The 21,371-nt window shown below is 41.5% G+C and carries 19 protein-coding genes; 4 read left to right on the top strand and 15 right to left on the bottom strand.

Features of this window, described 5'->3' with window-relative positions; genetic code table 11:
- Positions 1–3 precede the first annotated feature (3 nt).
- The 3 genes from DWW10_RS11070 to DWW10_RS11080 form a co-directional block, all read right to left on the bottom strand.
- Positions 4–798: an amidohydrolase gene (locus DWW10_RS11070; protein ID WP_022392569.1), complete on the bottom strand. Its 795-nt coding sequence runs from the start codon at positions 796–798 to the stop codon at positions 4–6.
- A 178-nt stretch (positions 799–976) separates the two neighbouring features.
- Entirely contained in the window at positions 977–1,531 is a 555-nt protein-coding gene (locus DWW10_RS11075) for a 1-acyl-sn-glycerol-3-phosphate acyltransferase (RefSeq protein ID WP_022392568.1), read from the bottom strand.
- A 9-nt stretch (positions 1,532–1,540) separates the two neighbouring features.
- Complete coding sequence (locus DWW10_RS11080) at positions 1,541–1,810, bottom strand: hypothetical protein (RefSeq protein ID WP_007663915.1); 270 nt, start codon at positions 1,808–1,810, stop codon at positions 1,541–1,543.
- Between the two features lie 182 nt (positions 1,811–1,992).
- Between DWW10_RS11080 and DWW10_RS11085 the strand changes: the two genes are divergently transcribed.
- Both DWW10_RS11085 and DWW10_RS11090 read left to right on the top strand, forming a co-directional pair.
- Positions 1,993–3,639, top strand: a complete 1,647-nt coding sequence (locus DWW10_RS11085) for a diphosphate--fructose-6-phosphate 1-phosphotransferase (protein WP_022392567.1) — start codon at positions 1,993–1,995, stop codon at positions 3,637–3,639.
- Between the two features lie 112 nt (positions 3,640–3,751).
- Entirely contained in the window at positions 3,752–4,612 is an 861-nt protein-coding gene (locus DWW10_RS11090) for a glycoside hydrolase family 25 protein (protein ID WP_022392566.1), read from the top strand.
- A 22-nt stretch (positions 4,613–4,634) separates the two neighbouring features.
- On the opposite strand, the gene DWW10_RS11095 is transcribed toward DWW10_RS11090, so the two are convergent.
- The 5 genes from DWW10_RS11095 to prmA all read right to left on the bottom strand — a co-directional run bounded on the left by DWW10_RS11095 (position 4,635) and on the right by prmA (position 9,814).
- Entirely contained in the window at positions 4,635–5,687 is a 1,053-nt protein-coding gene (locus tag DWW10_RS11095) for a hypothetical protein (RefSeq protein WP_022392565.1), read from the bottom strand.
- Between the two features lie 19 nt (positions 5,688–5,706).
- Positions 5,707–7,095: an MBOAT family O-acyltransferase gene (locus DWW10_RS11100; protein ID WP_022392564.1), complete on the bottom strand. Its 1,389-nt coding sequence runs from the start codon at positions 7,093–7,095 to the stop codon at positions 5,707–5,709.
- A gap of 3 nt (positions 7,096–7,098) precedes the next feature.
- A complete protein-coding gene (locus DWW10_RS11105; RefSeq protein WP_022392563.1) occupies positions 7,099–7,341 on the bottom strand; it encodes an acyl carrier protein in 243 nt (80 codons plus the stop codon).
- A 12-nt stretch (positions 7,342–7,353) separates the two neighbouring features.
- A complete protein-coding gene (locus tag DWW10_RS11110) occupies positions 7,354–8,844 on the bottom strand; it encodes an amino acid adenylation domain-containing protein (protein WP_022392562.1) in 1,491 nt (496 codons plus the stop codon).
- A gap of 127 nt (positions 8,845–8,971) precedes the next feature.
- A complete protein-coding gene (gene prmA, locus DWW10_RS11115; protein ID WP_022392561.1) occupies positions 8,972–9,814 on the bottom strand; it encodes a 50S ribosomal protein L11 methyltransferase in 843 nt (280 codons plus the stop codon).
- Positions 9,815–10,095: 281 nt separating this feature from the next.
- Here prmA and DWW10_RS11125 point away from each other — a divergent pair, with 281 nt between their 5' ends.
- Positions 10,096–11,493: a hypothetical protein gene (locus DWW10_RS11125; protein WP_022392560.1), complete on the top strand. Its 1,398-nt coding sequence runs from the start codon at positions 10,096–10,098 to the stop codon at positions 11,491–11,493.
- A 35-nt stretch (positions 11,494–11,528) separates the two neighbouring features.
- A complete protein-coding gene (locus DWW10_RS11130; protein WP_022392559.1) occupies positions 11,529–13,127 on the top strand; it encodes an OmpP1/FadL family transporter in 1,599 nt (532 codons plus the stop codon).
- Between the two features lie 176 nt (positions 13,128–13,303).
- Here DWW10_RS11130 and DWW10_RS11135 read toward each other — a convergent pair whose 3' ends face one another.
- The 7 genes from DWW10_RS11135 to DWW10_RS11165 all read right to left on the bottom strand — a co-directional run bounded on the left by DWW10_RS11135 (position 13,304) and on the right by DWW10_RS11165 (position 21,364).
- A complete protein-coding gene (locus DWW10_RS11135) occupies positions 13,304–13,771 on the bottom strand; it encodes a nucleoside deaminase (RefSeq protein ID WP_021967750.1) in 468 nt (155 codons plus the stop codon).
- 198 nt (positions 13,772–13,969) lie between these two features.
- Positions 13,970–14,845, bottom strand: coding sequence for a hypothetical protein (locus DWW10_RS11140; RefSeq protein WP_022392558.1), 876 nt, complete (start codon positions 14,843–14,845; stop codon positions 13,970–13,972).
- A 34-nt stretch (positions 14,846–14,879) separates the two neighbouring features.
- Positions 14,880–15,323 carry a DUF6108 family protein gene (locus tag DWW10_RS11145; protein WP_044533313.1) on the bottom strand — a complete coding sequence of 148 codons (444 nt, stop codon included), beginning with the start codon at positions 15,321–15,323 and terminating at the stop codon, positions 14,880–14,882.
- Positions 15,324–15,344: 21 nt separating this feature from the next.
- On the bottom strand, positions 15,345–15,761 hold the full coding sequence (locus DWW10_RS11150; RefSeq protein ID WP_022392556.1) for a hypothetical protein: 417 nt from the start codon (positions 15,759–15,761) through the stop codon (positions 15,345–15,347).
- Positions 15,758–16,279: an RNA polymerase sigma factor gene (locus DWW10_RS11155; RefSeq protein ID WP_007663901.1), complete on the bottom strand. Its 522-nt coding sequence runs from the start codon at positions 16,277–16,279 to the stop codon at positions 15,758–15,760. Before DWW10_RS11155 ends, DWW10_RS11150 begins: the two co-directional genes overlap by 4 nt.
- 117 nt (positions 16,280–16,396) lie before the next feature.
- A complete protein-coding gene (locus DWW10_RS11160; RefSeq protein ID WP_022392555.1) occupies positions 16,397–19,039 on the bottom strand; it encodes a T9SS type A sorting domain-containing protein in 2,643 nt (880 codons plus the stop codon).
- A 252-nt stretch (positions 19,040–19,291) separates the two neighbouring features.
- Positions 19,292–21,364 (bottom strand): RagB/SusD family nutrient uptake outer membrane protein, encoded by a 2,073-nt coding sequence (locus DWW10_RS11165; protein WP_022392554.1) that lies wholly within the window; start codon positions 21,362–21,364, stop codon positions 19,292–19,294.
- Between the last annotated feature and the right edge of the window lie 7 nt (positions 21,365–21,371).

A 21,371-nucleotide genomic window follows, 5' to 3' on the forward strand; every position in this document is an offset into this window, starting at 1 on the left:
TTGTCAATTGTTAATAGAAAAAGCGTCCGCATCTTTCCATGCGGGAAATTTTTGTCTGAATTCTCTCAGTACAGAGAGGTCGAGAGTTGCGGTGGCGGTTCCTTCTTCATAGTCGGGCACGCTGGCAAGCAAATCGCCCTTTGGCGAATAAATGACACTGCCGCCACTATATGGCATTTGATTTCCATCCGTACCAATGCGATTGACGCCGCAAACATAACTGATATTTTCGAGTGCACGGGCTTGCAACAGAATATCCCACACCCGGCGGCGGGGAACAGGCCAGTTGGCAACGTATATCAGAAGGTCGTATTCATTATTTACATTTCGGCTCCATATCGGGAAGCGAAGGTCGTAGCAGACCAACAGCAGTATATTCCACCCCCGATAGGAGATAACAGGGCGTTGGCTACCTGCTGTAAAATGCTCCGTTTCCTGGCCCATGCGAAAAAGGTGTCGTTTATCGTAGTAATAAGCTTCTCCTTCAGGAGTCAGGAAAAAAGCACGGTTGTAGCAGGGGAGGGCTTGGAGAGAGGTGCTGCTTTCATCACAAGCTATGTAACTGCCCGTAATAGCCAATTGGAATTCTGCCGCCCATTGACGCAGGGTTGAGATTGTTTCACCAGATATCGGTTCAGCCAACCTCTGGCTGTCCATGCTGAAACCGGTAGAGAAAGTTTCGGGCAAGACAACAATCTCCGCTTCTCCACGGAGCTTTATCAGCTTTTCCCGGAGCAAGCGGAGATTTTCTTGTTTATCTTCCCAAATAATATTTGTCTGTAATAGAGTTACGCGCATACTATAAAAATCAGTTTTAATCCTATCCATTGAAGGAAGAAAATTCTTCCCCCTACCAAGTTCGTGTCAAGGCCGTACCAAGTCCATACCAAGTCCGTAGTTATAGATACGGAGCAAACACGGACTTGATATGGTTCGGGTCATATCCGTATAATTTGCGTAATCCTGCAGTTGAAACTTAAATGTTTCCTAAAGCAAAGTTTTTCGGGTTCTTTCCTTTGAAATCTTTATAATAGAGCTTTACCTCGCGCATATCCTTTTCGATATCTCCCGACGGCATAATCGCCTTTGTAGCAGAAATCGTTTTGGTTCTGTAATCGATACCTATCATAACAATAGGCACTTGCGCTTTCAATGCAATAAAATAAAATCCTTTCTTCCAATTAGGATTTGCTTTACGGGTTCCTTCCGGTGTAATCGCAAGCTGGAACTTCTTGCTGTTTGCAAACTTTGCCGTCATCTGGTCTACCAATGATGTTTTGCGTCCCCGATCCACCGGTATGCCCCCCACGGCTTTGAATATTAGTCCCAGTGGAAAAAAGAACCATTCTTTTTTCATCATGAAGTAGGTTTTCCGCCCGATAGCTCCGTAAAATAGTTTGCCGATAAATAAATCCCAATTAGATGTATGAGGTGCTGCAGTGATCACACATTTATCATAATCCGGCACCGTTACATTTGTCTTCCATCCCAAAATGCGATAGTAGATAAAGCTGTATATTGCTTTTTTCATTCCCGGTGCTTACTTCAGATTACCGATAGCGTCAATAATTGCGTCTACTTCTTTATTAAAGTCTTCGCGGAATTTCTTGTAGAAACCTTTTACATTTCCCGGCTCGGTATGGCTGATACGGCTGATAAATTCATCTTGCATACTCAGGATTTTACCCATCAATTCGTCAGCTTTTGCTTTATCGGTTCCGGGTACGTATAAGCTGTTTACCAAACACTCCATGAACAGTTCACCTGCGATATAATTGACGTTTTTCTTAAGTTCTCTTCTACTTGCCATAATCTTTACGTTTTAAGTGAATAAATTGAAATATTTCCGGTAAAGATAAGTACTTTCCACGGTATAAACCAACATTTCATATTTTTTTTGATGTGCGCTTCCTTTCATAATTCAGAAAAAAACACGAAATTTGCGACGCTTTTGAACGAAACTTTACTAACACCTTTAAATAATTAGATAAAATGACAAAAAGTGCATTGCAAATTGCAAGGGCTGCTTATCAGCCCAAACTTCCGAAAGCGCTGAAGGGTGCCGTTAAGGCGGTAGCTGGAGCAGCTACTCAATCTGTAGCCGATCAGGAAGCTATCCAAAAATTGTTCCCTAATACGTACGGAATGCCTTTGATCAAGTTTGAGGCTACTGACGAAGTGGTTAACTTCCCCGCTATGAATGTGGGTGTTATCCTTTCCGGTGGTCAGGCTCCCGGCGGTCACAATGTGATTTCCGGTATTTTCGACGGTATCAAGAATTTGAATAAAGACAGTAAGTTATATGGTTTCATCCTTGGCCCCGGCGGTCTGGTAGACCATAACTATATGGAACTGACTTCAGACATCATTGACGAATACCGTAACACAGGTGGTTTCGATATCATCGGTTCCGGTCGTACCAAATTGGAGAAAGAAGACCAGTTTGAAAAAGGTCTGGAAATCCTGAAGCAACTTGATATTAAGGCATTGGTTATCATCGGTGGTGACGACTCAAACACGAATGCCTGCGTATTGGCTGAATATTATGCAGCTAAGAAGTGCGGCGTACAGGTAATCGGTTGTCCGAAGACTATCGACGGTGACTTGAAGAACGAAATGATTGAAACTTCTTTTGGTTTCGACACTGCTTGTAAGGTTTACTCTGAAGTTATCGGTAACATTCAACGCGACTGTAACTCTGCTCGTAAATACTGGCACTTCATCAAGTTGATGGGACGTTCTGCTTCTCACATTGCATTGGAATGTGCTTTGCAGGTACAGCCTAACGTTTGTATCGTATCAGAAGAAGTTGAAGCAAAAGATATGTCCTTGGACGATGTAGTAACTTACATTGCACAGGTAGTAGCCAACCGTGCTGCTCAAGGCAACAACTTCGGTACGGTTTTGATTCCTGAAGGTCTGATCGAGTTCATCCCGGCTATGAAACGTCTGATCGCTGAGTTGAACGACTTCCTCGCTGAAAATGCTGAAGAATTCTCTCAGATTAAGAAATCTCACCAACGTGATTATATCATTCGTAAACTGTCTCCGGAAAATGCTGCTATCTATGCCAGCCTGCCCGAAGGTGTTGCACGTCAGCTGACGCTGGATCGCGACCCGCACGGAAACGTACAGGTATCTCTGATTGAAACAGAAAAACTGTTGTCGGAAATGGTAGCTACTAAGCTCGCTGCATGGAAAGAAGAAGGTAAATTTGTTGGTAAGTTCGCTTCTCAACATCACTTCTTCGGTTATGAAGGCCGTTGTGCTGCTCCGTCTAACTACGATGCTGACTATTGCTACTCACTGGGTTATACAGCTGCTTCTCTGATTGCTAATGGTAAGACAGGTTATATGTCTTCTGTACGCAACACTACAGCTCCTGCTGACCAATGGATTGCAGGTGGTGTGCCCATCACGATGATGATGAACATGGAACGCCGTCACGGTGAAATGAAACCGGTTATCCAGAAAGCTCTGGTGAAACTGGATGGTGCTCCATTCAAAGCATTTGCTGCTCAGCGCGACCAGTGGGCTATCACTACAGACTATGTATATCCCGGACCGATTCAGTACTTCGGACCTACAGAAGTTTGTGACCAGCCGACAAAGACTTTGCAGTTAGAGCAAGCTAAATAAATCAGCAAGCTAACGAAAAGTGAATAAGAAGAACGCAAATTACATGAATTACACAAATTTGAATAATCTATTTGCGTAATTTGTGTGATTTGCGTTCTATTTTAACTAATGCATGGCAACTAAAACTAATTCTACACCTCGTCGAAAACCAACTTCCCGTTCTGCTGCACCTGCTGCACGCCGCGGTAAGAAAAAGAGCAAAGAACGTATCATGCCCACATGGTTGCGTACTATACTTGCTGTTGGGATTATTGCTGTGTTTTCTGCCGGGTTTTATTGGTTTTTCATTCGCCCGTATGCTTATCGCTGGAAGCCTTGTTATGGTCAGAAAGGATATGGTGTCTGTATGCCCTGTGACTATGAAGTGCATGGCATTGATATCTCCCATTATCAAGGCAGTATAGATTGGGTACAACTGACATCTAATAAAACAACCAAATTTCCTATCCATTTTGTCTTTATGAAAGCCACTGAGGGTGGTGACCATGCTGATGACACTTTCCCGTTCAATTTTGATCAGGCACATCGTTATGGTTTTATCCGTGGGGCTTACCATTTCTTTTCTCCCAAAACAGATCCGCATAAGCAAGCTGATTTCTTTATCCGTACGGTTCAGCTGATTCCCGGCGACCTGCCCCCCGTACTTGATGTCGAAACTATTGGTAAAAGTACGCCTCATGATCTGAAGATTGCCGTTAAAACCTGGCTCGACCGTGTAGAGTCACATTATGGCGTGAAACCTATTCTTTATACTTCCTATAAATTTAAAAGCCGCTATCTTAATGATTCGGTATTCAATACGTATCCCTACTGGATTGCTCATTATTACGTAGATTCCGTCAAGTATGAGGGTCCTTGGCACTTCTGGCAACATACTGATGTAGGCAATGTTCCGGGCATTAAGGAAGAAGTTGACTTGAACGTGTTTAATGGCTCATTGGAACAATTGCAGGCTCTTACTTTACAAAAATAATTTAGTTGAAAGTTCTCTCTTTTTATATGTTTTCAATCTGCTCTTGTTTACAATATATTTTTTGCAATAAACGTGTTCCGAGTATCGGTCTGTAATGTCCTCTTTCGTAGTAGTTATGAATATCGTTCGTGTATTCATTAATGCCACTGAAATCAAATACGTTGGTATCACCGAAAAATCTTTTTAAGATCTCCACGTCTGCAGGATTTATGCTTATCTGACTGTAATCAGGACTGATAATAATCTTGACAGAAGTGTTATGTCTCCGGCATATTTGACTTATTTCCTCTAATAATCCGATTTGTGCTTGCCAAAGAAACGGTTCACCTTTCCGGTATTTTCCATTTCTATAATTGGGATCCCTTGTTTTCTGGAATTCTTTTTTATGACTTTCCCAATATGCTTCTCCTTCACGTTGGATCATTTCCTCCCGGGGATTGATGGCGTCATTGGTCACAGGGTCTTTGACGACACCATAAGGATTGATCACTCCTTTCATATAGGGGCGGTATTGATGGAATATTTTATAATCGAGATAGGGAAGCAAGAAATTGGGAAAGAAAAAGGCCTGGCAGAATTTTTCCTGGAAACTAAAGTTACTGATTCCTGACAGAGCAGGAGGCAGTACATAATTATGGCCGTTTAAAAGCTGGTCTTTTCCTAACGACTCTTTATCCAGAATCAGAAGCAGGTTTTTAATTTCTGCGCCGTTTTCTTCCAAAGCTTGTAATTTTTTGCAAATGGCAGCTATGCTCTCGGCATTACCAAACAGGCGTATTGCCCTGCCTCCATTCAGATATTTTTCCCACTCGCGGCATGGATAGGCCATCGTACAGGAATTTCCCATAATGAAGGAGTCAAAAGCAATGGAGTCCCGGTTGTTCATGTACATTTGCCAACCGATATAGCTTTCGTTCAACATAACAGGAGAGTTGTCATAGCGGTCGTAATGTTTTAAGACCATAAAAGGGTCATTCAGAAAATAGACCGCCAACAGACTGATAAAAGGTATCAGGAATATAAATAATTTTAGGATGAAACGCATGGCTGCGCTTCGTTCATTCTTTTTCTTCATTATGCTGTCTTTATTTATATTAAAATTGCAGATAGATAAAACTGTCGGAATTGAACTGTCCCAATGTAAAGAACATAATAGCCAGCAAATAATAGATGCTCCATCTGATAAGTGCAGGCTGTTTTGCCAATGCTTCCAGAAGATCTCGTTTAGACATGAAAAATTCGTAGGTTAGAATCAGTACAAGGGCACTGCCTGCGACGATGCAGTTATGATCTGACATCCCGATGCTCATCTCTTTCCAACTGGCATGGGTGCTGAACGAAATGTGTCTGATATAATAAAACGCATCGGTAACCGAATCCAGGCGGAAGAAAATCAGGGAAAAGGCAAAAAGAAGATAAGTACGGATAATAGATAAGGCGCTAAACAATGGATTACCTAACCAAATCTTCAATTTGTTGTGGAAGATAGCGGTTTTCATTTCATAAAAAATGAGAAGCCCCTGGATGAGTCCGTAGATGATAAAGTTCCAACCTGCACCATGCCAGGCACCCAGTCCGGCAAATGTAAGGCTCAGGCTCAGGAATACACCCCACTGCCCCCAACGACGCATGCCGGAAGACAGGGGAAGGTATAAGTAATCTCTAACCCAGAATGAAAGGGACATGTGCCATCTTCTCCAGAATTCGGCAGTAGTTTGTGCTATGAAGGGTCGGTTAAAGTTAGGGCTGAGTTTAAATCCCAACATACAGGCACCTCCAAGAGCAATATCCGTGTAACCAGAAAAGTCACCATACAATTCTATCGGATATAAAAGGCATGCCATGAGTAACTGGACGCCGGATGCTGCATGCACAGAATTGAAAATTCCATCTATATGGGGAGAAATATAGTCGGCAAGTATCAGCTTTTTTACCAATCCCACTACTATCAGTTTCATTCCATAGACAATGGATTGGTAGGCTACCGGTTTCCCTGACTTCAATTGGGGAAGCATATCTCTTGCTCTCTCTATAGGACCTGACAGGAATTTCATGAAGAAGAGCATATATATCATGAAGTCGGTAAGGTTCTCTTCCGGCTCTTCTTCTTTCCAATAGATTTCAGTCAGATACGAAAGAGCCTGGAAGGTATAAAAGGAAATACCTAAAGGAAATAGTAAGTGTACGCCGGGCAGTAGGTTGGCGTATCGGAATGTTAACCAGCCTACTATCAGAAGACATAAGCCTGAAATATAGATTCTTTTTGCATCCTTTTCACGTTTTGTTTGCCCTACCCATTTGCCGAGAAAGAAAGTTGCCAGTGAAATGAGGAGGGCTATCACCAGAAAGGCTATATGATAGTATCCTATAAAAACACAACTCGATAACAAGAGCACCGCTTTTTTATATTTCGTGGGGAGTGTGTAGTATAAAAGGAAAGTACACACAAACAGTGTGACAAAATTCAGGGATATGAATGACATGTTCTACTTTGTTTTAGTCAGAATCGCATTACAAATATCTCCTACATTCTTAAACCGTACAATATCCCTGAAAGTAAAATGAACATTAAAATCTTTTTCAATTCTACTTATTAGTATCATGTTGGTTAATGAATTCCACCCCTCTACGTCTTGTGCAGTGGTTTCATTGGTAAGAACGATGTTATCTCTCTTTAGGATTTCCTGAAAAATCAGGCTTAGTTTGGGTAAAATCATCTGAGTATCCATGTTAGTTTAGTTTTATATTAATTCCAAGATTTTCTTTCTATCTGTTTTACTGCTGGTGTTCAGAGGAAAATGCTCCATGCAGTGTATATGTTTGGGAACCATGTAGAACGGTAATCGGCTATTCATGTGTTCTTCTATCTGTTGTCTATCAAGATGAACTTTTTCGACGACCAGATGCAGTTCGCATTGGTTGTTTTCTCCATATTTGGGAATGACAACTGCTTTGCATTCATTGTTGAAGTAGTTTTTTACGACGTGTTCTATTTCACTTAGTTCAATGCGGAATCCCTGTAGCTTTATCTGTGAGTCTTTCCGACCGCAGTATATAATATCACCATCGGCATCTAACTGACAAAGGTCACCGGTTTTGTAGTAAATCTTTCCATCTATTCCTTTGATGAGGCATTCCTGAGTCTTTTCCGGGGAATTCCAGTAGCCGTTCATGATTTGTTTGCCACTGATCCAGAGTTCTCCGGTCTCTCCTGTAGATACGGTAGTTTCATTGCTGTCCATAATCAGAATGTCGGTTCCATTGAATGGTTTTCCTATGGCAATCATCCCGTTATGGTGTTTGCACGAAGTGGTTGGTATCTGATAAGCTGTACAATAGATTGTTCCTTCTGTAGGACCGTACAAGTTTACAAAAGAGGCATTAGGTGCACAGCTTCTGAAAGCAGACAGTAATTCTACATCCGATGCTTCTGCGGTAACAACCAGATACTTCAGTTTAGGAAGCTGTATCTCTGAAAAATACGGCAATAGTAACTGGAGTAGCGAAGGAGCTACGGCAGCAAATGTAAGGTTGTATTTCTCCAGGGTTTCAATGACATTGATATACTTTACACCTTCCGGGGAAACTGTATATACACATGCTCCTATAGTCAGTGGGTATAAGAAAGATACGATGGATACATCAAAGGTCAGCTCAAACATTTGCAGCATCCGGTCGTTTTCATCCAACTGCCAGTCCAGATGACTGTATGCATCATAGAAAGCATTCAGGTTATTGCGGGAGATAGGAACTCCTTTGGGTTCTCCCGTACTGCCGGAGGTGAAGATGATATAAGCGTTTTCATTCTTTTCCGCATGGCTACCAGAGGAGGAGGGAGGTGTTTCTTGTATTTCCGAAGTACATATAAAGTCTATATGCTGGGTGTCCAGATTCAAAATACGAATATCTTTTGTATATAAGATTAAATGAATATCGGCAAGCTCGGCTATCTTCTTGTTTCTATGCTTAGGATAGGCAGGGTGCAGGATGACATACGTTTTTCCACTGATTAATACTGCCAGTATGGAGGCATAGGTTTCTAATTTGTCTTCGGCTATAATGCCAATGATTTTGTCTTTCCTTTCATTAATCAAGGTCGATATTTTGTATACGGTTTCAGATAATTGCCGATAGGTATAGGCGATGTCGTTAATAACAAATGCCTGATGTTCCGCATACTTCTCAAAAGCATTTATGATCTCACCGATCATATCTTTTTGATCCTTTTCCATTTTGTTTGTGATTTGATAGTTATAGTAAAGTCTAATTTGTTTTTGCACAAATAAAGACAGGGAGAATTTATATTCTCCCTATAGACCTATCGTTAATGTGTGTTAAGGATCGTATGCTTTCGGAGAATTAAAGTTTGAACTTTACTGCTGCCCAACGATTTTTCTCCTGATGGTGCACAAATTGCAATCCATTACGTTCAGCCTCTGCCTGAATCAGTGGAATGTCGTCTACATAAAAACCGCTCATATACAGTTCTGATCCCGGATGCATGCAACGCACATATTGTTTCATGTCATTCAGCAGAATATTACGATTGATGTTGGCAATAATCACATCAAACGGACCTAAATCTTTCAGGGAAGATGCATCACCTTGTGACACGGCGATATTGTCTACATGGTTCAGCTCTATGTTTTCAAGGGAATTGCGTACACACCATTCATCAATATCGATAGCGGTGCAAGGTGCAGCACCACGCATGCGGGCAAGAATGGCGAGGATAGAAGTACCGCACCCCATATCGAGTAAAGACTTTCCTTGCAGGTCACTGTCCAGCAGTTCACCGATGATGAGGCTGGTAGTTTCGTGGTGGCCCGTACCAAAAGCCATTTGCGGATTGATTACGATGTCATATTCAGTTTGGGGAACATCGTGATGGAAAGTGCTGTGAATGACGCAACGATCACCAATAACGATCGGTTGGAAGAAATTCTTTTCCCATTCCTCGTTCCAATCTTTGTCTTCAGCTTCTGCAAAAGTATATTCAATTTTTGTATCCGGTAGGGGGAATTCGGCTATAACTGTTTTTACAGTTGTCTCATCATACAAATCCTTTTGTATGTAGGCAGCAATACCGTCTTCTTGTTCTACAAAACTCTCAAAACCTGCATCACCCAGAACGGCGGCAAGCACATCGTTCACTGTTTCAGTGCAGGGGGAAGTGCGGAAAGTAAATTCTAAATATTTCATTGGAATACAATATATTGTTAAATGCAAAGAGGGTCCCGATGAAGTGAACCGGTTTCTTTGTATATTTGTTTATTAGTTGCAAAGATAATGTAAATCGAATGCAGAACTTTCATGCTTGCATGAAAAAGTTATGTTGAGATGCAGCTTATCTTTTTTAAAGATAGGGTATTTAGGGAAATCCCTATAATCATTTGGGGAAATTCTCCTGCACACGGTAATTCCCATCGCTATCTTTGTGACGTGATAAAATAGATAAATGTAAACCTATAAACCACACCCATATGAAAAAGATTGTTTTTTTATCGCTTTTTGCCTTGTGCCTCCCTTGGATGGTTTCGGCGCAGAGCATAGATGACGACCTTTACTACACTCCTTCTAAGGATAAGAAGGAAAAGAAGCAGGAGAAGAAGAGAACATCTGCTCCGGCTGAAGAAATTGTAGTAAAGTCGAATGCACCGACTACGGTTTATACGTCGCCGGGGAATACTACTGTTGTAGTTCAGGATCGTAAAGGAAATGCACGTGATGTAGACGAGTATAATCGTCGCTATGATTCACGTGAGAATGACTTCGTAATGGAAGACGATACCTTATATATTAAAGAAAAAGCTGTGCCTGATCCGGAGGGGGAATGGGTAAACGGCTTCGATGGTTCGGAAGAAGATTATGAATATGCTATGCGTATCGTACGTTTCCGTAACCCTCGTTATGCAATAAGTATCAGTAGTCCATACTATTGGGATGTCGTTTACGGTCTGGATACATGGAACTGGAACGTATATACTGATGGAATGTATGCTTATGCTTTCCCTACTTTCTCTAACCGTTTGTGGTGGGATTGGCGTTATAACTCCTACGGATGGGGTGGCTATCCTTATTATGGTTGGGGAGGTTACTCGCCTTATTACAGCTACGGTGGCTGGTCCTATGGTTGGGGCGGCTTCTACGGTGGCTGGGGATGGGGACACCATCACCATCATTACTATCCTGGCGGTGGCTGGTATCCCGGTGGCGGTGGACACTGGGGAGGTGGTCATTGGAATAGCGGTAGCGTATATACGAATAGACGTCATGATGGAACACGTTATTCCAACGGAAATCGTGTCTCTACTGCACAAGGAACTACACGCCGGGGTTCTGTAACGAATGGTGGACAAACCGTACGTCGTTCTTCGGATGCTACTTCCGTAAGACGCAGTACCGGTACTTCAGGTAGTACAACTCGCAGGGTGGTAGGTACTCGTTCAGGAAGTGACCGTCCGGGAATGAATACCCGAAGAGATGCTGCTTCTTCACGGAGATCGACTTATACTCGTCCCAGCAGTACGCGCAATAATTCATATAATAGTAGTAATGTGGAAAGTGTTCGTAATAGTGGAGGAACTTCTACCCGTTCTTCTTCTGTAGGAACTACACGTCGTAGTAGCACTTCTACATCGACTTATAATAGAGGTAGTTCGACTAATCCTACCAGAAGCTACTCTAATGATAATAGCAGACGTTCTAACAACAATAGTAGTACTACTCGTTCTTATAACAGTAGTCGTTCTTCTTCAAACAGTAGTTACTCTTCCGGTAGTAGCTCACGTTCGAGCAGCTATTCATCCGGTAGTAGTGGTGGAGGTTCTTCCAGTCGCTCAAGTGGTGGCGGTGGTGGAGGTTCCAGTAGAAGAAGATAACTATATGGAGTGTTTACCATAAAAAAGAAATGAGTATGAAAAAGAAATCAACGATAATAGCTTTGGCTGTGCTCGTAGCAACAAGTGTGAGCGCACAGACTGTATATGATGCAGCAAATATAATAAGTAAAGATTTGAACGGAACCGCCCGCTTTGTAGGTATGGGTGGTGCGATGGGAGCTTTGGGTGGTGATATTTCTACTATTGGAACAAATCCTGCCGGTATTGGTATCTATCGCAGTAATGATGCAATGGTTTCATTTGGCTTTTCCAGTATGGGAGTCGAGAGTAAGCTAGGAAGTAATACATTTAATAGTGATAAAAACCGTTGGAATTTTGACAATGCAGGCTTTGTGTTCTCTACGAAGCTCGGGAATGTAACGACCTTGCGTTATGTCAACTTTGGATTTAACTATCATAAAGCAAAATCATTCAATCGGACAATGACGATGGGAGGGCAATATGGTTTGTCGCAGACAGACTTGATGGCAAGCCAGGCGAATCAGATGTATAATGGTTACCCATCAAGAGTGGATCTTAATCAATTAACAATAGATGAGATCAATCCGTATAATCACAATAGTGTTGGTTGGTTAGGTGCTTTAGGTTGGGATGCCCGTTTGTTTGATAGAGATGACGATCCTAATAATCCTTATTATAGCTTAGGTATTAGTCCTTATGCTACTTATAAGTCTGTAGAAAGAGGTGGAGTAGACCAATATGATTTTAATATTGCTTTTAATTTTAATGATCGCTTTTATTTTGGTGTTACCATCGGAGCATATGATGTAAATTATCGTAAGTCTTATTTCTATGGCGAAGATATGGGAAAGGGTGATGACTATAGTATTAGCAGTGAGAACCGTATCAATGGTGCAGGTTGGGATGCTAAGTTCGGTTTTATTCTTCGTCCTATGGAAGATTCTCCTTTGCGCCTTGGATTAGCCATCCATACGCCAACCTTTTATAAACTGACTTATACTACCAGAGCAGCTATACAATCGAATATTTGGTATGTGAATAATGAAACTGGTGAAGAGTTTCAGGAACATCTCTCCTATAGTACTTATTATGAATTGAATGATAAGGATATGAAGAGCGAGTTTGAATTGCGTACTCCGTGGACATATAATTTAAGTATAGGTTATACAGTGGGAAGTAATTTGGCTTTAGGCGCCGAATATGAGTACCAGGATTATTCGAAAATGGCTTTCTATTACCCGGAAGGTGATAAAATGGAGTATGAGAGTGAAGAAGCAAAAATTAATAATAAAGGAGTGAGTACTTTCCGTATTGGCGCTGAATATAAGGTAATCCCGGAATTTGCTCTTCGTTTGGGTTACAACTATAGCTCTGCTGCATTTAAGAATGATGCAGTTAAGACTCTTCCTTCTAATTCGCTGAATGTGGATACTGACTTTGCAAATACGAAGTCACTGAGTAATTATACGTTGGGTATTGGTTATAGAGGTTCTTCATTCTATGCTGATTTGGCCTATAAATTCTCTACTCAGAAAGCTGATTTCTATCCATTTGCTTTACCGGGTAATAATGGTAATTATGATGTACCGGCAGTAACGAAAGTAACAAACTCTCGTAGTCAGGTGCTATTTACTTTAGGTATGCGTTTCTAAACGAACAACAATATAAAGCAAATAACCTTTCATTGCAAATACCTTGTGTATTAAACCCAAGTCCCCGGAAACGATTGCAGCGCTCCGGGGACTTTTTGTTTTAATGCTTGAATAATAGTGTTTTATAAGGAGTCAACTTCTTGTTTACAAGAAATTAACTCCTTGTCGACAGGTTCTTAATAGGCTATTTTATCTTCCTTATCAGCCCATGCTTCAAAAGCTTTGATGGCTTCGTTGTGTAATAATACTTCCGATGGAAGTTTCCGGTCAGCGGGCTTTAGAGCGATCTCATCATAAATGAAAGAGTCGTCGAAACCTATATTTTTGGCATCAGTCTTATTGTTTCCGTAATACATTCTCTCCAGTCGTGCCCAGTAGATAGCGCCGAGACACATGGGACAGGGTTCGCAGGAAGTATAGATTTCGCATCCGCTGAGGTTGAAAGTACCCAACTTTGTGGCTGCTGCACGAATAGCACTGACTTCAGCATGTGCCGTAGGGTCACATGAGGCTGTTACGCGGTTCGTTCCGGTAGCTATAATTTCTCCATCTTTGGCAATGACAGCACCAAAAGGGCCGCCACCATTAGCGACATTCTCCGTAGAGAGTTCGATCGCTTTTCTCATTAATTCTTCTTTGGTCATAATGAAATGATTATTTTTAATGTTACTGACAAAGATAACAATGTTTTTTATATTCTCCAAGATTGTGAATCTGATTACAGGAGACAACTAAAATCATCTCCTGAAATGAAATAATCCGTCCCCTGAAATGAATTTTTTCATCTCAGGGGACGGATTATTTTATCTCGTGGGACAGATTTTCTTATCTTACGGGACGATTTACCAGTACCAACCTATACCTATAGAAGCCGGGTAGAGTTCCGGGCCTTTGTTCTTTTCAAACAAGGAAGTTAGTGCAAAACGGGCATTGAATCCCAGGCAACCGTAACCGGCTTGCAACAACAGGTTCATTCCAAGTGGATGGGTGTTCAGTTTATCGCTCAAAGTGTGTTTCTTATTATCATATTTAGCTCTGGATTTAACCCCCACGCGCCATTCTATTTCCGGACCGGCTGCAATGAAAGCACGGCGACTGCCAAATTTGGTTTGCCACTCCAGGCTGACAGGTAGGCGGAAAGCCCAATAGCGCAGCCAACTCTTTTGATAATCTACATCGTCGGCTTGTCGGCAAACAGTGATGCCATCGATTTTTTCGAAACCATAGTTATCATCTAATTTGTAGACGATGCGTGCAAGTCCGAGAGTCGTAGTTAATCCCCAATGATTGTCTCGTGTAATAGCTACGCCGGTATTGAACAGATTAATTCCCCATTCCCAAGACTTAGAGCCAAGTTGTGGTACTTTGGCAGAATATTGGAACGTACTGCTTGCCAGCTTGTTGAAACCGAAGTAAATAGCAGGATAATGCGGATCAAAGCGGTAGTAGCCTTTCTTTTTCTTCACGAAAGGTACGGAAACTGTAGTGGTTCGCTCAATGCTGCGTCCGTCCAGATACACACCTTCAAATACCTGAGTATTCTCTATGGTGTCATTTTCAGCTTTCGCTTCATACATTTTTACTTTGATTTTACCATCACGTTCTTTAATAACCACCTTCCGTCCGTTGAGGTAGAGGGTTGTGTCTTGCGGGATGCTTTCTTGTGCCACGACTGTCATTGAAGTCATGATCAGAAATAAAAAGAGTATTCGTTTCATAAGATTTATTATTTGTGATTTATAATTTTCAATATTAGTCTTTACTGAATATCAGTGTAACAAGGTCATCGCTGTCTATTTCTCCTTCGATATAGATAAGCGTAGCTTCGCCTTTCTTCCCGAGTCGGAACAATATGAATCGATTGGTTTTGTCTTTTACCGGAGGCAGCTGATAGTATCCCGATTGAATACGTCCATCTGTGACTACCTCTTTGATCTTTTTGGCATATTCCCGATCGGCTTCCAGGCAACGGTAAATGTCAGGCAATGCTTTTTCGGCTTTCGATAGCTTTAGGCTTTGGTAATGGGTAATGTCCCATGTTTTGGATAACATCTTCGATAATTCCACATAAGTGGCCCCTTTCTCGTTACCGTATTTTTGAAATACGGAAGCTATTTGTAGCCCCTTTTGGGCGTACATGCCGGTGCTGAGTAGAAACAGCAGGCAGCATAGCAGGGTACGAATGAGCTTTTTCATAATCATATCTATTGATTTTTATTATTCAAACATCAGGTCAAGTACTTCATCTTCCGTAGTCCGCATATCGCGGAAAGCGGCAAGGGCTTGTTCGCGTACGAGGTTCTCATCGGTGTATTGTTTACCGTCGATGATGACATAGTTATCCGGAGTGACATGAAGATAACGTTGTATACCTGCAATGCCGATAAGTAATAATAGTCCGGCAGCTATTCCCCCGGTCATATAAATGAAGCGTCGACGTAAAGAGAGTTTTTTAGCAGGGATGCATTCTTTCAGGAATGCTTTTGCTTCCTGATCCAGGCAGGCAAACAGGGGACGGTATACTTGTAGGGGTTCCGGTATATTCTCTTGTGTGAAGAAACGGCGCAATTCGCGCTCTTCGTCACATGAGGTCTGTCCCTCGAAATAGCGATCTATTAATTCTTCTATCTTCATGCTTGTTTCCTCCTTATTTTTTCTTGTATGGTTTGCATGTAAATTTCCCTCACTTTCTTCCGTGCTCTCGACAGGTTACTTCGGATAGCTTCCGGATTACAACCTGTGATGTCGGCAATTTCTTCTGTTTCGTACTCTTCGATATCCTTCATCCGCATGATGGTACGCTGCAAGTCGGGCAGCGAATTGATAATCTCATGCATCAGACGAATTTCGTCTTTTATTTCAAGCAACCGTTCCGGTGTTCCGCTGGGGGTGGCATCTTGTACATATTCCAATGGTACGTTGGTTGTATGTTTAGTACGCCACATGTCCATACAGAGATTATGTGTCATGGTCATGGCGAATGCTTCGATACTTCGGTATTGTTCCAGTTCAAGCCTTTTATTCCATAGCTTGAGCAGGACTTCCTGTACGGCATCTTCTGCATCGTCCGGACTTTCAGTCAGCTTCCGCGCATAATTCAATAGTTTATTGCGGAGGGGTAGAACGGATATTTTAAATTGTTTGAGTTCCATTTACATAACTAAGACGAACGTGTAAGACGAACGTGACATCAAAAATAAAAAAAAGTGTTGCGCAAAGCAATTTTTTATTTTGCTTTGGCAACACTTACCTTTTTGAGTGAATATGAATTACTGCTTAATGATCTTTTTGGTGTAGCGTTTACTATTGTTTATATCGAAGACTGCATAATAAATTCCTGAACTGGTTCCTGTCATATTTAAGTTGTAATTCAAGATGTTACCAGATGTCGGGATTGATTTACTTATGATTTTCTGGCCGGTAATATTATAAATGCTAATCTGTATTTGTTCAACATTTGATTGAAAGTTACCTTTAATGAAAAGTTGATCTTTTACTGGATTGGGATATACTTGTATATCTTTCGCATCGATATCTTCGTTTTCTATACCGGTTGGATTTTCTCCGTGGAGTTTTATCTGGGAGGCATCCATGCCATATACAATGATTGGAGCTCCGCTTAAAGTGACCGTTGCTTTATTATCCTTTGCGGGGATTGATTTTTGTTGTCCTATAGCATTTAGTACTATAATGCTTTCTCCTGTACATGGTAAAGTTAGTTCGGTTTGCAGGTTCCATGAACTTACCCATGGTTCCGGAGAGTTTTCTCCTTTAGGGCGGGGGAGAATGTCACCTTCCATTCTGTCCCAAAGAATGCTCATGGGACCTTTGGGGGTATCGAACATAATTCCTTTACTGAAAGGGTTGTTCTCATCAAATTTAATCCAGCCTTTAAAGCGGGCTCCGTCCAATACTTCAGAAATATTACAGTAAGCCATCAGAGAAGGTTTAAAGCTTAGGTCGCGATTGATTAATCCGAAGAAATACTCCCTGTTGTCTGCTCTTACTCCTAACTGATTGTTCCATACAGAATTGAATAGCTGATAGTAAAGCACATTTTTTATGCCTTCGGCAGCGGCAAGCGCATATGAAAGAACCACATTCTCTGCAGATTCACGGGGAGTGTCATTCCATGAATGGTTTGGGTAGTCGAGTGCATAAATTTCTGTTAGGTATAGGTCTTTATCATTTCCATGTTCTTTGATGAACTTTTTAGCAAGACGAATGGAACCATAATAATTCCAATATTGATAACCTGTGGAAGGTTTCTCAAATTCGTTCCAGGGAACGGTTACAGGATAATCTGGTGTAAAATTTCCTCTTCCCGGATGAAGAGCTATTCCATCCAGTAATTCCCAGCCTCCCAGTGTGACCAGTTTTTCCAAAAATACTTCATCGGTACCTGCTATGCCGAAAGAAATGATTTTGATCTTTTGCCATTCCGGCTTTTCAGTCTGTATTTTACGGATGGCTTTTAACCATTTCACATATGGTTCTGCCAACAATGCTTTGCCGATGCCTTCACCGGCTCCGCCAATCTCCGGTGAACTCATATTTAGCTCATTTCCGAATTCCCATATCTTGTTTCCATTTTTTACGATTGTCTGAAAACTTTCCCGTATCAGTTTGTCTCGTTCGGCATCGCTCCATTCTTTAGTCCAGTCAATGTTGTTATGATACATTGCTTCGGTATTTTCAAAGCTGCTGGTTATGCCATTACGTACCCATCTGACTCCCATTCTGTTTAATAGACGTTTTAATTCTGTAGAGTCTGGTATGGCCCAGTAGGCTGAAAGCCCCATGATATTTTCATCAGGAGTTGATGTGAAATTGTGAGGAGGTAGTAAACTCAGATTGGTTCTGGAAAAGACTTGCTCCTTGCCGTTTTCGTCTTCAATGGAAGCTTCTACAAAATAAATTTCCCGTTCCGTTTTGGGAGAAAATTCGATAGGGTAGACCTGAAGCTGTCCGGCTTCTAGAGTGAGTGATTGAGTTTCATTTACAATATAATCACCGGCATAATCCCGAACCCAATATTTGAATATAAGATTCTTTTTTTCTTGAGATGTGTTGACTAAATGTGCCTGTACACTTAATGATTCGGAAGTATTATCCCACCAATTGTAAATTTGGTCTGTACTGAGTGTTAAGGCAAAAGGGCGACCTTTCCATTGTGCACAGATAGCTTCATCAGGCCAATCGGAAGAAGCTATCAATACGGAGAACTTAGTGGAATATGAACCGTCTTTATTGTCAATGAGTACGGTATGCCTGTACCAGTCGTCTTTCCAGCTGGAGTTGGCTGTATTTTCAGGTCCATAAGCCAGACATAGCATTTTATCTTTTATGAGAAATGGGTAAAAGTTAGAGTCGGAGACTTCTATAGGTAATCCTCCCTTCTCATCCCGTTGCCATAGACCCAACTTAGATTCCGGCAGTATTTGGGTATTAGCTTTGTTGGCAAGAATAAAGCGGAATTGTGATCCTCCCCAATTAGTGACGTATCCTGTCGGTACTCCGGATATCAGATATTGTACATCTACTCTGTCGGGCCGTGCAATGAATGTTCCGGTCAGAGTGATGGAAGAAGGTACGGATGCCGGAAATATGTATTTGGCACGAATTGCTTGAAAACCATCTACTTCTATAACTTCATAGGTACATGTATTTTCCATTGTAATGGCAGGTGTCCATCCAAATTTCAATTTCCCAAGTTGAATTAAATTTTCTGACTGCTTGTTCTTGATATACAAGGTTTCGGTGTTGGTACCCGACGCTTGTAGGATGTAGTCAGACATTTCAATCTTGTAGACTTGTGCATCCGTGTGAGCAAAGCATAAGCAGCTTAGGCATAATATCCAGAGTCGTTTTAACCTGAAATTTTGTTGAAGAAGTAGTGGCTTTTTTTGCATAAATCTTATTTTTAATGGTTATACAATAGTGGCCAAAGATTGGCTGGCAAGACAAAACTAAGGATTTGAAACTGGAGGGTAAAAGAAAGAGGATGAAATCATCGGAAACGATTTCAGAAGAATTTGTAGAGAAATATTGGTCCCATGACTGAATCCTGAAAACTGTCAGAATAATAAAAATGGCCTGTAGTCTCTTTCAAGAAACTACAGGCCATAATATACAATCTGTATATTTAATAGAGAACCTATTGATTAATATCCGTAATTCTGTGGATTTGGATCTGCCGGTTCCAGTCGGTCTATATGTTTTTGTGGAATCGGACGGAAACGATGGAAGGGTTGGATGTTTTCTGCAGCAAGTGCACTGCGTTCTTTTATTCTTGCTACAAAGAAATCGGCTCCGTTACGTACTAATTGTTCGAAACGGTGTAATTCGCCTTCCATTTCGCGACCATATTCATCCAGGAAGAATATAAGCTTCTGATCATCGTTCATTGTGCTCAGGAAATCCGCTGTTACTTTCATCTCTTCTACTGTGGATTTTTTTATATTAGCTATGTTACCACCATCATATTTGTAGAAGTTTGGAGTTTTCTCTTCACCTTCCTTCCATGCAGCACGCTCACGTACTATATTCAGTGCAGCAGCAGAATTGGTATAGTCTCCTTTTAAGGCAAAAGCTTCGGCCAACATGATATATGTTTCCGCCAAACGATAACAGAAATAGTCCCGGTAACCAGATTGATCGTTGGCAGATGTACGCCGGCTATCCAGATATTTAATCAGACTGGGATAAGTATTACGAATACCATCACGGTCGCTTCTTTCATTCAGACCTGGGCGATTGATTGATTGCATTGGAATATACCAGTATGGTTCTATGGCGCGGGCAAAAGCCAATTTTTCTGACTTGGTTCCTTTAGAAAAACGTTTGTCGACATCTTCCATTGAAAAGACGATAGCTGTGTCACCGATAGCATAGCGCTGATTACCGACCGTTTCTCCGATACTGGCAGGGTCGAAATGGCCTGTTGCATTAGAAAATGTTGTCCAAGTAACATTAGGTGCCTGATTACAATAGTATACCCAGATGTGTGATTTATAAAGTCTTGAGTCTATCAGTTTACCATGCTTATTGCTTGAATAATACTGTGGTCCATATAATCCGTTGTCTTCATACAGGAAAGGAGTTGGAGATGCTCTTCTCCAGGGTCTACCTGTAATCAAATCACGTCCGATACCGTTACTTGTACCCCATTTAACACTTTCAGTGCCGTTTCCGTTTGCAGTGGTCATAGGCATACCTTCTGCTTGGGTGGTAAACATCATATGAAGCCAGTTACCTCCTGTATTTACATCTGTTGCCAGTTGATTGTTATAAAAGTGATCTGTGGAGAATTGGATATTGAACAATATCTCAGAGCCAGCATAATCATCGGGAGTCGGACCTCCGGTTTTGGGATTGTATCTCCAGAGGTCGGAATAATCAGAGGCTAATTCATGTAAACTGCCGCTTCCGGATTCGCTACCAAAATGACATACGGCACTTGCGTATTTAATTGCTTTATCCAGATCTGTACTTTCTGCACCACGGTCTTCGTTCATATGGCTATCCGATTGACTGCCTGCCCACTTCTGGCTATAACGGAACATGTATGCTTTGGCTAATAAATGTCCGGCAGCTCCTTTGCTGACACGTCCGTAATCACCTGTCACTTTACCTTCAGCATCTGCCCACGGTAACAGGTTATAGGCATCTGTAGCATCTTGGATGATTTGTGCCCAAATCTCTTTCTGCGGAGCACGTGTAAAATTGAAGGTCGGTTTATCTATAGGTTGCAAAAGTAACGGACAGTCGCCATAGTGTATTACCAGTACGGAGTAATAATAAGCACGCAGAAATTTCAGTTCACCTTCGCGTATGCTTTTTATATCTTCTTTCATATCTTTGTTTGAAGCGATGTACTGTAATCCCAGATTGGCACGTGCCACACCGTTATAACAATCCGTCCAAAAAGAGGAGAAAGTTTCATTAGAAGGGTTCATTGTAGATGTGTAGAGAGCAAAATCAGTACCGCCATCACCACCAATGGTATACATATCCGTACCAATCTCCTGGAAGATGATACCCGAAGGCGTATTGGAGGTGGAAAACATGCCGCGTCCATTTTGGTAACATGATGCTACAAGAGTTTCTATGCCATCGGCTGTTTCATAGTAACTATAGTCTGTATTATAGCCTTTTTCGTCTAAGAAGTCAGAGCAGGCAGCTAAGCAGAAACCTAATGCTCCAATAATAAATGTATGTTTGATATGAGTTTTCATATTTATG

The sequence above is a fragment of the Bacteroides intestinalis genome, assembly GCF_003464595.1.
GTDB lineage: Bacteria > Bacteroidota > Bacteroidia > Bacteroidales > Bacteroidaceae > Bacteroides > Bacteroides intestinalis_A.